Annotated in this window: 15 protein-coding genes; 4 read left to right on the top strand and 11 right to left on the bottom strand. The window is 37.4% G+C overall.

Translation table 11 applies throughout. From position 1 onward, the window contains the following. Positions 1 to 81: 81 nt before the first annotated feature. The 4 genes from AC2TDL_RS09940 to AC2TDL_RS09925 all read right to left on the bottom strand — a co-directional run bounded on the left by AC2TDL_RS09940 (position 82) and on the right by AC2TDL_RS09925 (position 2,782). Positions 82 to 219 carry a hypothetical protein gene (locus tag AC2TDL_RS09940; protein WP_484700867.1) on the bottom strand — a complete coding sequence of 46 codons (138 nt, stop codon included), beginning with the start codon at positions 217 to 219 and terminating at the stop codon, positions 82 to 84. A gap of 23 nt (positions 220 to 242) precedes the next feature. Continuing rightward, positions 243 to 1,127, bottom strand: a complete 885-nt coding sequence (locus tag AC2TDL_RS09935) for a methyl-accepting chemotaxis protein (protein ID WP_484700865.1) — start codon at positions 1,125 to 1,127, stop codon at positions 243 to 245. Between the two features lie 56 nt (positions 1,128 to 1,183). Beyond that, positions 1,184 to 2,368 carry an IS256 family transposase gene (locus AC2TDL_RS09930; RefSeq protein ID WP_484696077.1) on the bottom strand — a complete coding sequence of 395 codons (1,185 nt, stop codon included), beginning with the start codon at positions 2,366 to 2,368 and terminating at the stop codon, positions 1,184 to 1,186. A gap of 69 nt (positions 2,369 to 2,437) precedes the next feature. Beyond that, positions 2,438 to 2,782: a hypothetical protein gene (locus AC2TDL_RS09925; protein WP_484700863.1), complete on the bottom strand. Its 345-nt coding sequence runs from the start codon at positions 2,780 to 2,782 to the stop codon at positions 2,438 to 2,440. A 52-nt stretch (positions 2,783 to 2,834) separates the two neighbouring features. Here AC2TDL_RS09925 and AC2TDL_RS09920 point away from each other — a divergent pair, with 52 nt between their 5' ends. Both AC2TDL_RS09920 and AC2TDL_RS09915 read left to right on the top strand, forming a co-directional pair. Beyond that, positions 2,835 to 3,329 carry a substrate-binding domain-containing protein gene (locus AC2TDL_RS09920; protein ID WP_484701127.1) on the top strand — a complete coding sequence of 165 codons (495 nt, stop codon included), beginning with the start codon at positions 2,835 to 2,837 and terminating at the stop codon, positions 3,327 to 3,329. 261 nt (positions 3,330 to 3,590) lie between these two features. After that, positions 3,591 to 3,725, top strand: coding sequence for a YfhD family protein (locus AC2TDL_RS09915; RefSeq protein ID WP_484700860.1), 135 nt, complete (start codon positions 3,591 to 3,593; stop codon positions 3,723 to 3,725). A gap of 167 nt (positions 3,726 to 3,892) precedes the next feature. Here the strand turns inward: AC2TDL_RS09915 and AC2TDL_RS09910 are convergent, their stop codons facing one another. The 4 genes from AC2TDL_RS09910 to AC2TDL_RS09895 form a co-directional block, all read right to left on the bottom strand. Continuing rightward, entirely contained in the window at positions 3,893 to 4,837 is a 945-nt protein-coding gene (locus AC2TDL_RS09910; RefSeq protein ID WP_484700857.1) for an NAD-dependent epimerase/dehydratase family protein, read from the bottom strand. A gap of 154 nt (positions 4,838 to 4,991) precedes the next feature. Continuing rightward, positions 4,992 to 5,633 (bottom strand): TetR/AcrR family transcriptional regulator, encoded by a 642-nt coding sequence (locus AC2TDL_RS09905; RefSeq protein ID WP_484700853.1) that lies wholly within the window; start codon positions 5,631 to 5,633, stop codon positions 4,992 to 4,994. Positions 5,634 to 5,775: 142 nt separating this feature from the next. Further along, the gene (locus AC2TDL_RS09900; RefSeq protein ID WP_484701125.1) at positions 5,776 to 7,116 is read right to left on the bottom strand and encodes an amino acid permease; all 1,341 of its coding nucleotides are present in this window, start codon (positions 7,114 to 7,116) and stop codon (positions 5,776 to 5,778) included. A 235-nt stretch (positions 7,117 to 7,351) separates the two neighbouring features. After that, positions 7,352 to 7,762 carry a YjdF family protein gene (locus AC2TDL_RS09895; RefSeq protein WP_484700850.1) on the bottom strand — a complete coding sequence of 137 codons (411 nt, stop codon included), beginning with the start codon at positions 7,760 to 7,762 and terminating at the stop codon, positions 7,352 to 7,354. A 273-nt stretch (positions 7,763 to 8,035) separates the two neighbouring features. On the opposite strand from AC2TDL_RS09895, the gene AC2TDL_RS09890 reads away from it, so the two are divergent. Both AC2TDL_RS09890 and AC2TDL_RS09885 read left to right on the top strand, forming a co-directional pair. Then, positions 8,036 to 8,329 carry a hypothetical protein gene (locus AC2TDL_RS09890; RefSeq protein WP_484700848.1) on the top strand — a complete coding sequence of 98 codons (294 nt, stop codon included), beginning with the start codon at positions 8,036 to 8,038 and terminating at the stop codon, positions 8,327 to 8,329. Between the two features lie 113 nt (positions 8,330 to 8,442). Continuing rightward, positions 8,443 to 9,210 (top strand): GGDEF domain-containing protein, encoded by a 768-nt coding sequence (locus AC2TDL_RS09885; protein WP_484700845.1) that lies wholly within the window; start codon positions 8,443 to 8,445, stop codon positions 9,208 to 9,210. Positions 9,211 to 9,545: 335 nt separating this feature from the next. On the opposite strand, the gene AC2TDL_RS09880 is transcribed toward AC2TDL_RS09885, so the two are convergent. The 3 genes from AC2TDL_RS09880 to AC2TDL_RS09870 form a co-directional block, all read right to left on the bottom strand. After that, positions 9,546 to 10,739: an IS256 family transposase gene (locus tag AC2TDL_RS09880; RefSeq protein ID WP_484696305.1), complete on the bottom strand. Its 1,194-nt coding sequence runs from the start codon at positions 10,737 to 10,739 to the stop codon at positions 9,546 to 9,548. 91 nt (positions 10,740 to 10,830) lie between these two features. Further along, on the bottom strand, positions 10,831 to 12,246 hold the full coding sequence (locus tag AC2TDL_RS09875) for a tetratricopeptide repeat protein (RefSeq protein WP_484700843.1): 1,416 nt from the start codon (positions 12,244 to 12,246) through the stop codon (positions 10,831 to 10,833). A 186-nt stretch (positions 12,247 to 12,432) separates the two neighbouring features. Further along, positions 12,433 to 13,140, bottom strand: coding sequence for an SAM-dependent methyltransferase (locus AC2TDL_RS09870; RefSeq protein WP_484700841.1), 708 nt, complete (start codon positions 13,138 to 13,140; stop codon positions 12,433 to 12,435). Between the last annotated feature and the right edge of the window lie 96 nt (positions 13,141 to 13,236).

The raw sequence follows: 13,236 nt of genomic DNA, 5'->3' as shown, positions 1-13,236 counted from the left end.
TTTACTTTCGTAAACGTCACCGCCGTTTTTAGTTAGGCTGGGTTATTTTGTCCCAGCCTCTTTTAATTTCTTATCATTTGATTATTTAGTTAAGTCAATTAGCTCACGGTTTAACGTTAGAAGTTTGCCAATTGATTTTCCGATTGCTTCTAATAATTTATGCTCTTCGTAAATCGAAGATACGATTTCTTCAGTTTCCTCTTTGTTTTTCTGGGACATTTCAGTTATTCTGTCAATTTCATTTAGCAGATGACTAAACTGGGACCAAGTACAGACTGTGACTGCGCTGCTGAAGATTTGGTAAAAAGCTGTGTCGTTACTTCCGTTATATTTGAAGCAGCCGTTTTACTTTCTTCTGCTAATTTACGCACTTCATCTGCTACGACAGCAAAGCCTTTACCATGTTCACCTGCACGTGCTGCTTCAATGGCAGCATTTAGGGCGAGCAAATTAGTTTGATCAGAAATATTTTTTATAGCACTTAGTAATTCGTTAATTGTTTGTAAACTGTTTTGTAAATCTTCCATCGTAGAAACCGTTAAGTTCATTGCATCGCTTAATTCATCCATATGCTGTGTTACGCGTGACACGTTTTCCACGTTTGAAATTAGTTCATTGTTTACTTGTTGCGAGCGCTGCATTGCCTCTTGCGATAAAGAAACAGTATGCGAAAGCTCCGATTTAGATTGATGCATCACATTCTGCATAGTTGAGATAGAGTCAACTTCTGTTCGAATAGACTGTGAAATTTGCTTAGTTGAATTCAAAATGGTATTGCTCACAGCAGCTAAATTGTTTGCTATTTCTGTTACACCATCTGTTTCTGCACCCAATGTAGAAGCACTTTGTTCAATACTGTTTACCAATTGCTTCGCCTCTATTAAATGCTGTGCAGATTCCCGCTCACGTTGTTGTGACTCGTTAACAAGCTTGCCGCCCCATTGATTCAGCTTATTCAACATATAAATAATTCCGCTATACATGAAGAATAAAATGATAAAAACAACAAACCTATTATCTACTCCTAAAAATTCATCTAGTATAAAGAGATAAAGCAATATTATATAAATATCTACTATAACACCATAGATAATTAATATTTTCCGATTAAAATAGATCGCTGCCATTGGTAGCGTCAAGAAGTTTGTGTAAATAAAAATAACTTTTACTTGTAGCAATTGAATTACGTGTTGCTTTTGAACATGGCTTGTAGTTCTGCACGAGCTTGATCAAAGCCAATATGACATCTTGTAGCAAAGCGTTGGTTATAGCCTTCGAACTGTGAAACTAAGAATTTTTCTAGTGCTTCTTCATGAGGAAATTGCTCTTTCCGCTTGGTATATTTCTTGATCTGCTTGTTAAAGGATTCAATAAGATTAGTAGAGTAAATGCTTCTCCAAATCGACTGTGGAAAGCTGTAAAACGTGAAGATATAGGGATTCTCCACTAAGGCTTTCGTTGCTTTAGGATAAGCAGTTTTCCACTTATCACAGAAACGTTCTAGTGCTTCACGACCAGCTTGCTCATCTTTTGCACGGTATACGGTCTTGAAATCATCACAGATCTCAGCACGATCAGACACACGCACTTTATGAGCAAGATTGCGAGCAAGATGAACACAACAGGTTTGGTATTTGGCACCTGGAAAGACCTCGAAAATGGCATCAACCATGCCTTTTAATCCATCAGAAATAAAGAGTAGCACTTCTTCTGTGCCTCTTTCTCGAAGGTCTTGCAGAAGCTCTTTCCACACGTAAGCAGACTCGGTTGGAGCAATGGCATAGCTTAACACTTCCTTAGAACCATCTTCGCGAATGCCAACAGCTAAGTAAACCGCTTCTTTCGAAACGGTCTCACGCTTTACAGCAATGTAGGTTGCATCCAAATAGACGCAGACATAGCGTGTAGCTAACGAGCGTTTCAAGAAGGCATCCACATGCCCTACCATCACTTGCGTCATGTTAGAAATGGTTTGCGGGGTGTAATGATGCCCATACATTTTCTCGATCAGATCAGCGATTTCAGTCATGGTTACGCCCTTTTGGAACATATGAATGACAAACGATTCTAACGTGTCGTTGGATCGCTTGTAGGGTGCTACGGTCTGCTGCTTGAACGCTCCATTACGATCACGAGGGATTTGAAGGTGCAGATCGCCGTATTCCGTATGGAGCGTACGTGTATAGCTGCCGTTACGAGAATTGCCTGTATTGAAGCCTGCACGATCATACTTTTCGTAATCTAGGAAGGCGGTTAACTCGGTTGTTAACAAGTGATTCATCGCTCTTTCGAGGTGAATACGAAAAATTTCAGTCACATCTTGTTTTGTAACTAGAGCTTGGACTAAATCTGTTGTAAAATGATTCATAGGGAAGACCTCTCTCTGTGAATTTTGTGTGGTAACTCAATTCTACAAGAAAAGGTCTTCCTTTTGCATTTATTCATTTACACATAATATTTTATACTCTCCTGCCATTACTACTGTCATTAACATAAAGTAATGCTTATTTAATGCATAACCATCCAAAAAGAATAAAGCAAAAACTACTGTACCAGGTAATGCCGCGAAGACTAATGCCTTTAGTGTATCCGGGGTCTTTAAGAAATAATTTAAAAACGCACACCCTATTACACTAATAGCAGCTAGAATGTATAATGTTGAATCTTTTACTCCATGAGTAATAACTAATGGCAAAATAATTAAAGCGACCATAAAGTAAGTAATTTTTAGGTTTAGTTTATGTACTTGTTGGGTATTAAATGAAAAATAACCATTTTCCATGAGATTATTCTCCTCCATTCATGCTGCCTAATCTTGTTGTATATAATCTCACATTGTACTTCAACCACTGATTGATAAAGGCGATATTAAGTTAGTTTATGAGCAATTTACGAAAAATTGGAGAGGAGATATCGCCAATGAAAATATGAAAGAGGCGTTAAGGCTAAATAATAATCAAGTGGACGCAGTAATTGCTGCAAATGACGAAATCGCCGCAGGAGTGGTTAATGCATTAGCGTCCGTTAACCTAGATGGAACTGTTCCTGTCAGTGGACAAGATGGAGGCTTAGAGGCTGTTCGTCGAGTTGCAAAAGGAACTCAAACGATGACAATTTTCAAATCTGCGGAAATTATCGCTAATCAAGCAGCAGATTTAGCTGTCAAGATGGCTAAGGGCGAAGAAATTGGAACTGAGACTACCGTTAATAACGGAAAAATAGATGTTCCTGCAATTTTACTTGAGCCAGTAGTCGTCACAAAGGAAAATATTCGCGAGACAATTATTGCTGAAGGTTATTTAACTGAAGAACAAGTGTATGGAAAGTAGGAGCAGTTGAATACTTTATCATTTGCGATTGTAATTTCATAAGCAGAAATGGGGCATTCAGAAGTCAGCTGTCACTGGCTTTTGAATGCCCCACTCATTTTTTGTTTGCTATAACCCGCTTCAAACTTATACCGTTAACGCCTTAATATGCTTTTCCCTATTCATTTTCCCCTTAGTGAAAATTTTGTAAATACTATTATGTAATAAAAAAACAGCTCTCGATACAAATTAAAACCATACTAAGTGAATGGAGTGAAGAAGATGGGAAGAAATAATAACCGTGGTAAAAGTAAAAATAAAAATTCATTACCGCAGACACCAAAAAATCAAACAATAGCTCCTAACGAAGTTCAAACAGAATTTGCCCAAGAGATTAAAAAGGATAATTACTCATAACTCACATCAATTGAATAGTACTAGAAAAACAGAGCCTTAAAAATCAAACGGCGAAATCTAATCTATGTTAGGATTTCACCGTTTGATTGCTTTAGAGAGATCGATTCGTTCCAATCTCTTATTTGTCACTCGCACAATAACTTGCTCTTGATTTTGTGTCTTTTATATTATGGCATTATTCTTTTCTTAAACCATTCCAGCGTTTCTCGCACCGCTTGTTCATGTGATGTGACAACAGCCCCAAAAGCCTGCTCATATTTGCTATGAGATACGATAAAAGGTTGCTCATAGAGATAAAGCATTTCCTTAATCTCCCGCATATTTGCGTTAAACATAGCCATTAATGACACTAATAGTTTAGGCGCAACTCGAAACTTCGGCCGCTTATTGACCAGCCTATATATCATTGTAATAATTTCTCGAGTCGTGATCGGCTCCGCACTTGGAATATGCCATATACCACCTTGAGCTTCATTTCGCTGTCCAAGTGTCACTAACCCTCGTGCAAAATCACGAATATAAATATACGTATGTGGTGTATCAATATTGCCTAGCACCTCAGCTGCATAACCATTTAGTGCTGCTATAAACACCCGCTCTCCAAGTGCAGAGTCAAGCACTCCTGGTCCATAAAAATCAGATCCCCGTCCGATTGAAGCTTCCAGCAGCCCTTTGCGGTGCGCCTCCATAATCGCATCCGCCATACACGCTCGTGTAATCCCCTTGCGGCTGACTGCTCTTGCCGCCAAATTCTCCGTCAATACCTCTCTCGTCTGACCATACATATATAGATTATCAGCATAAACAAGCCTTGCTCCTGCTTTAGCAGCCGCCTCAATTATCCCTTCTGTAATTGGCGGAAATTTGCTTGGCCACTCCGTGTAAGGAGCCTTGGCACAATGATATACGACTGATGCACCGCAACATGCCTTTTCTATACTCTCCTTAACCGTTGCATCTGCTCTTATCATCTCTACTTCGGGAGGTACATTAGCACTGCCGCTGCGATTGACCATACGCACCGTTTTGTTCTGCTTAAGTAGCTCCTCCATAACAGCCATCCCTAACGGACCGGTGCCAATGACAACATGTAACTCTCCGCGATTACGCATCTTCATCCCCTCGTTCAAATTTTTTCCATTATCTAATGTTAATTATATTCAAATAGTTAATTCAAGTAAATAACTTTATTTGAGTTAAGTTTTTAATTTTTGGGGAATAAAGCAACAGAGTTAGAGACTGGCTTAAACATAGTTTTTCAAGAGTTTATCTTTCACTATTCTCCAACAATTGCAAATGCAGTTCATAGGAGCCGATAATATCTCTGGATGCATACAATTGTGCTGTCAAAAATGAACCATAAAAAATAGTAAACAACATCTTTACTGCAGTATCAACGGAAATACCTTGCTTCAGTTTGCCCTGTTCCTCCGCTTCCTTCATAGCTTTCGTGAATAAGTCATACATATTCGGTGTGCGTCTGCCAATTTCCACATGATCTGGAAAGAGTAAATGTACTTCCGCCTCACTTAGTTCCTGCATGCGCGGATGCATGTTCATCTGAGCCAGAAAGGAAATCAGGCTGGGGAAAATGCCCGACATTTTCTCAGTCTGTTTAGCAACCATATGTAACAAATGACGAATCACTGCAAAACCTTTAAGCTGTTGTGTCTCAATCTCAATGATACGCTCTGTTAACCAAACTCGCATAAAATAAATAAGCAAATCTTCTTTTTGCGGAAAAAACTTAAAAAAAGTTACCTTTGATACTTCTGCATTGCGACATATATCCTCTAACATCACCTCATGGAACATCTTGTCCTCCATTAGTGCAATACCTGCTTCATAGAGCGCCAACTTCGATCTAGCTTTTTTAATCTCTCTCAGAGATATATCCGTGATGGCCACTATTATCAACCTCTCAAGTTAATTTATTTACCTTTGTTAATAAGTATATGTTTGTTAACTATTACTGTAAAGAAAGGCAAGTAGGATTTAGTATGAAAATAAATAAAAGGTGACCGTAATTTAGTCACCTTTTATCCCTATATTACTTATCTAAGGAGTTATTAGCTGCCTCTTCCCTTGATGAGCGTTTCCCTATTCTTAATACGAAAAAGCTAGTCACAATAATGATTAAGTAAATAATCCCAACAATTAGTGAGATTCGCGTATCGTTATTAAACAACATACAAATGAGCACCATAATTAAAAATACAATAGTTACGTAATTGGATACTGGAGCAAATGGCATCTTAAATGGATGATTGGCTAATTCAGACCCCTTCGATTTTCTAAAGTTAATTTGGCTAATCAAAATAACAAACCAAGGAATCATACCAGGAAGTACACTTGCACTATATACGTACACAAATAAATTTTCTGGTGCAATATAACTTAAAATAACACCAATTAGTAAACCGATTAATACACCAATTGTACCCAGCAATGGTACACCGCCTTTAGAAAGCTTCATAAAAAACTTAGGTGCTTGTCCGTTTACTGCTAATGTATATAGCATTCGCCCTGCACTGTAAATTCCGCTATTGCAGCCAGACATTGCAGCTGTTATAACAACAAAGTTAATAATTCCCGCTGCTGCTGTTATGCCAATCTTTGAAAAGGTTGCAACAAATGGACTGCCAATTGTATCTAACTGATCCCAAGGATATACCGTTACAATAACAAAGATTGCGCCAATGTAAAAAATTAAAATACGCCAAATAATACTTTGAATCGCTTTTGGGATCGTCTTTTGAGGATCTTTTGCTTCACCAGCAGTAATCCCTATTAATTCTACTCCTTGATAAGCACCTAACACTAAAGAAAGTGCAAAGAAAAAGCCTGTCCAGCCACCAGTAAAAAACCCATCATTTTTCCAAAGATTAGATAGTCCAATAGCTGCACCACCATTTCCAATTCCAAAAAAAATAAGACCGAAGCCGGCAACAATCATTAGAACAATGGTGGCTACTTTAATTAATGAAAACCAATATTCAAACTCACCAAATGATTTTACTGAAAACAAGTTGGCTGCACCGAGCATAACCATCGCAATAATCCCTGGAATCCAGCCAGGCAACTCTGGAAACCAGTACTTCATGTACTCCCCAATTGCTACGATTTCTGCCATTCCAACTACAACCCATTGGAACCAATTACTCCAAGCCGTCATATAACCTGCCAATGGATGAATATACTTGTGACCAAATGTAGCAAATGATCCTGTACTAGGCTCTACATATAGCATTTCACCCATCGCACGCATAATAAAAAATATAAAAATACCTGAGATTGCATAGGCAATCATGACAGAAGGTCCTGTCCACTTAATGGTGCTTGCAGAGCCCATAAAGAGTCCAACACCAATTGTGCCGCCCAAGGCAATCATACGAATATGACGCTCTCTAAGGCCTCTTTTCAATTCTTGGTTGTTCGTCACGTCATTTCCTCTTCTCTCTTCTTTCACTAATGATTTTGCTCATAACATATCATTATATATGACCCAGCGCTTTTGACAACATTCTTACCTTGATTATTGTGTGAATGATTTTTGCCAATATTCATTTTTACGTCATAAATTTAAAGAGCACCCTTTTTTGAGGTGCCCTTTAATTAGGTTGGGGTTATCGACCGCGATGCTTTTCTTTTGCTTTTAAGATTTTTAATTCCCGTTTGCGTTCTAATTTAGCCAGAAGCTGTTGTTTGGTAATCGTTTGTCTCTCCCGCTTCCGCTTTTCAAGCTCCAACCGAATAGCTTCTTGCGCAAAAGAGGACACTCCTTTGTTTCGCATTTCTTCCGCTACCCGTCTTGCAAGACGCTTGGGATTAATCCGTTTTGTTTCTGAATGCTTAACAGCTACTTCCTCTGAAAGCCCACAAACGATTTGCATCATGTCTTGGCAGACGAACTTCAAAATCTCTTCGTCCTTCGGTTCACTGCCAAAGATATATTTTGCTGCTCGCAGCTTGCCTAGATGTTGCTCCTCCAAAACTCCAACCCAGTATTGTCCGTCATGAAAAACTGTAAGTTTCATAAAAAAATCCCCCTCTAAAAAAATCGAAACGATGGACATCCCGAGGGGGGAAGGTTACTGACATGCGGTTCAAAGGAGAATGAACCTACATGCGTCTGGACTACCAACCAGACCGTGTTTTTTCGTTTCAAAATTATTATATCGGATTACAAAATTACCATCAATTAGAACAATTATGTTAAAAGCTAAAAAGAAATTAACTTAGACTAAATCCTTTAATACTTGTGTTATAATCATAAGGGTTAACAACTTACTTATAATAGGTGGCTTATTATGAATTTATTATTAGATACGAAAGCAATCATTCTCTTGCTTGGAATAGGCTACTTATTTACAATAATCTTAATTATTGCTTATGAACATAAACATTCAAAGAATTTAATAGCCAATACCTTCTTTTTAGCAAAATGTATTCAAACAATAGCGTGGTTTTGTATGATTTTTCGAGGAGGGGAGTTTAATTTTCTTTCCATCTCTCTTGCTAATCCACTGCTATTTATTGGCTATACGTTAGAAACAATCTCTTTCTTGAGCTTAAAGCAAAAATTAAGTAAACCTAAAAAGTAGTATATCTAATTCTGACTCTACTTAGTATTGTCGGTTTTCAACTAATATTCATTTTTTATAACAAAGAGAATATTCGAATTGCATATTGTTCCTTTGTAACTGCCGCAATTTATATGCCAATTTATCGACTAGTTTTCGGGAAAGCACTTACTCCACTTATGAGAATTATCGGTAGTGTATACCTTATTGCAGTAATAGCTTCTTTGGTCAGAGGGGGAGTTGCACTTGTCACAACCGCTTCTTCTACAAGTTTATATACTCCTGGAACTTACCAATTAATCTCATTGATATCTATTTATATTTTTTCGAATTTAGGAAGTATTGGATTTATTCTGTTAATGAAGGAAAAAGTAGATAAAGAGTTAATGCATTTTGCTAGCTACGATGATTTAACAGGCACCTTAAATCGTAGAACATTTACTGAGAGAGCGAAGCAAAATCTCGTTAATTGTGCTAAGAAACGAATGTCTATATCCTACGTTCTTTTTGATATAGACCGTTTTAAAAGCATTAATGATACTTTTGGGCATCATATAGGGGACCAGGTCCTTCAGGACCTTACTATGCAAATTAATCAGCATTTAGACAAAGAAGATTTGTTTGGACGTTATGGAGGCGATGAATTTGGAATTCTAATGCCTGGAAAAGATGTGGCAGAATCGAATAAAATTGTCGAACGCATAAAACTATCACTAAACAATAAAATTAGCCCTAATTTACCAGTCACATATACGATTAGTATGGGTATTATCACCATCATTCCCAACGATACGACGAAGTTGGAGATGCTCTATACCAATTGTGACAAGACCCTTTACAAGGCTAAAATTAACGGACGAAATGGTATTTTTCGGAGTCAAATAGAAGGGAAATCTTCATAATTAAAGCTTTGCAACTACAATAAATTACAATATAAATTGAAATTTAAATGCCACCGCGGGTAATCACAACCGTAATTTGAAAACCCACGGTGACATCAATCACAAGCAAATAAAATAATTAACCTCTATTTAATATAAACTAAGATACTCACCTTTAAACTAAAGTGCTTGGAAACGCATTATGCAGGAGCACTTCATCACAGAAACGTTGGATAGCTGCAGTATGTTTTCCTTCGTTTTCAACATTCTTCCTTGCTTCCTCCATAACATTTTTTACCCTCTGATAAGTTAGTGTCAAATATAGTTCGCAAAAAGCATCAGTACCTCACATCGGTTTATGCAGCAAGTAGTCGTTTTTCTTGAATTTGTTGAATAATCTTAGGATGAATGTAGGAACGTCCACTAGACCATTCCTCACTGTACTCGATCAGATAACTAGTGACTAAGCGAATGTAGGAGTCCTGGTTGGGGAATACCCCCACTACACGCGTACGTCTTCGTATCTCTTTGTTTAAGCGTTCAAGTAGGTTGGTAGAGGATATTTTACGACTGTCCATTTCTTCAAAGTGGAAGAATTGCAGGGTATCCTCAAGTCCTTCCTCTAACGTTTGAATCGCAGCAGGATACTGTTTTTCCTCCGTATCCATGAGATGCTCAGCGTAAGATAAAGCAGTTTGGTAATCAGGTTGTAACCAGATTTGTTTTAGTCTAGCAGCAAATCTCTCTTTGTCACGACTTGGAATATGCGCTAAGACATTGCGCATCATATGAACTTTACAACGTTGCCAAGAACAACCAAGGAATGACTCACGAATGGCTTTAGAGAGCCCCTTGTGAGCATCACTTACGACAAGCCAAACGTCTTGTAGCCCTCTAGCTTTTAGTCCTTCAAAGAGCGTTTTGTAGGTCGCTTCGGACTCTTCCAGCATCGGTTCAATCGCTAAGATCTCACGTTTACCTTCTAGATCCATGCCGATGACAACCTGCACAGCCATGTTTACGACACGATGCCCATCACGAATTTTCTCATACAAGGCATCGACCCACAGCACAGGATATGTGTCGGCTAATTGACGGTTGCGGAAGGCTTCTACTTGCTCGTTGAGCTCTTTGGTAATATGAGAGACTTGACTAGCTGAAATGGATTCAATGCCTAATGAGCTTGCAAGCTTCTTGATCTTGCGCGTGGATACGCCTTGAATATAGGCTTCCTGAATCACTTGAAGCAAGGCGGTTTCTGAACGTGATTTCTCTGTGACAAAGAACGGCACATAGCCTCCTTTCCGCAACTTCGGAACAAAGAGATACATCGTACCCATACGCGTGTCAAAACGACGCACACGGTAGCCTGATCGGTAAGCCTCTCTGCTATCTGTGCGCTCAGATTTTTGAGCTTGTACTTTCGCTGTAACTTCTGCTTCCATGAGTTGCTCACATAGCCATTGTAGCATCGATAACATCGGGTCCTGCTCCGACATAAATTGCAATAGCATTTGTTCTAAGTTTCCATTAAAATGAGGGTAGGTCATCGGTTATCTCTCCTTCTGGTTTGCTCGACACTTACCAATTCGGAGGTACCGATGACTTTTCCTTTTTTATATTTGCGAACTTAATTGTACGTTATCTCTGATAAAGCTCTTTCAAGCAGCGCTCCGCTGTATGGTCATGTTGTAGTTTACGGGGAAGAATAAGTGCTCCTACTACCCCTAAAACATTAAACAGTTTTTTCTTCTGCTCACTTTGCAGTCTTTGTTTAGTTGTTCTAGAAATTTCTCTTGTAAGTTCAAGGTTCTCTTTAAATATTGTCTCGGCGATTGAAGATTTTTCTTTAAATTGTTGCACAAATTTTAAAATGTGATTTACTAATTGATTGAACTCCATTTTGAAATAGAGAAATTCATTGTAGGATTTATAATAATCAACGAAAGTGTTTGAATCCTTTAATTGCTTAATTAATGGTAGCTGCTTACTATAAAATTCAAATATTTTTGCATAATATATATGAAACTCATCTAATAAACTATTGTAGCTATATTTTACTCTGTCTCCTTCAACTCCAGTAACATAAATAGCTTTATATTCATTAAAGTTAGGATGTAAATGCTTGTATCTGTAATCTATGATCGAATTATTAAATCCGTTATATTCCAACTCACAATCAGGCAATCTTATGTTGCTAAATTCGTGAAATTTAATTGCCTCCATTTGGGCTATACCTTGATTTAATTTAGACTCTATTTCTTCCTTCATAGCCGTAAGAAGTTCTTCGCACTCTTTGTGAAATGGATGGAAGGCTTGATCTACTAAGGAGATTGCGAAATACTTATGATCGTTTTCAATAGTTATCTTTAACTCAGTCATTGCTTGATTAACATCGTTTAATAAGGCAAAGTATCTTGCTTTTGCATAGCCATAGCTGGAGTGATAACTGTAGTTTATGGCTTGATTAATATAGTGTAAAGCTTGTTTGTAATCTTCTGATTTTTCATAGGCCTGGGCGGTTAAAGAATAGGAGTAAGCTAATATTTCATTATTATCGGGGGAAAAATTAATGCTTTCCTTTGCATAATAAATTGCTTCTTTATAATTTTTTATTTTTAGTAAGGTTAAAGTTAATTGAATGTATGAGCGATAATGTAAAGGATTTAACTCAATAGTTTCCTTTAAAAATTTAATTGCTGTTTCATGCTTATTTTTACTAACAAGCTCTAAGCTAATTTCATACTTTTCATTGGCGCTCGTTTTATTAGGTGCTTTTAGCGTTGCATCTATACTTGCCAGAAATTGATTCCTCTGTTCATTCTGAATAAATTGTATATTTCTAAAATCTATCATAACATCAATTAAATCATCTAGTTGCTGATAAACTCCAGCTAGACCAGACTGCACTTCTGCAAATCCATTGTCTATGATCAACTGTAAAGATTTAAGCGAGGCAGCCATACTTCCAGTATTTTTCGATACAGATGCCGATTTACTATAAATGTCTCTTATTTCTGTTTCAATAGATTTTAAATCATAAGATAAATAGCTCATTATAAACTCTCCTGTAAATTCTAGATGCGAAACATTATTCATTTCATAATAAGACAACTATACCATAACTCGCCCTATTATTAGGACATTGATTTACAAAATATTACCCGATTTAAAATTAAATTAAGAAATTTGCAAAGCATGTCATTAAGAGCATTTATGTTTTTATATTTAGCTGAACGGTTACTATTTTTTTCGAACAACAATCATGACAAAGTTTAATAACTCATTTAAGCCACGGTTTAAAAATTTCGCATCATTTAACGCATATTCATGCCCCGTATTTATCCAATCCTGCCAACACGCTTCGAATTGATCGGATTCATATACCGTCACCTCGATTAAATCATCACAGCCTTGTTGAATATGTTTTCCCCACCAACTTGCACTGTGGAATGTATCAACAGCATCTTCAAGCCACTCATTCATAATTTCTGGTACTTGTTCAAGCTCTGACTTCAAACCAGGAACACAAATTAGTGCGTATCCACCATTTTTTAAAAGGGGTAGCATTTTTTTTGCAAAAAATTCTTTCTCACAGCCGTAATAATGGTAGGAGTCAATGCTCACAATTGCATCAAAAAAATCATTCGCAAAAGGTAAGTCTAGTGCGTTCGCATGAATTGGGATCATTTTATCCTCAAGCTTCCACTCTTGTATTGTCTTCCAATTTTCTGTTGCAGAAATCCACAAATCTGTTGCATAGACAGTCTTTGCATTCGTTTCATTGGCAATATAAACCGATGTTAGTGCTTTACCGCAGCCAAGATCAAGAATTGTTCCACCCGTTATGGCATCTGGATTTTTAACTAGGAACTCCTCGAGAAGTCGTATCGAATTTGGCCCCATCAAATAGTCTTTTGTAAAATAATCTTTATACTTGTTACTGTTCATTTTTCTCCAACCTTTTCTTCAAAGTCTAATGCTTGGAAAATAAATATGTTCATTTTTATGAAATCACACTACTTTTTGCTTGCATGTTTTTCAATT

Source organism: Paenibacillus sp. plas6 (genome assembly GCF_057221655.1).
Note: the sequence above shows the minus strand (reverse complement) of the source record. Positions and strands in the feature narration are given on the sequence as shown.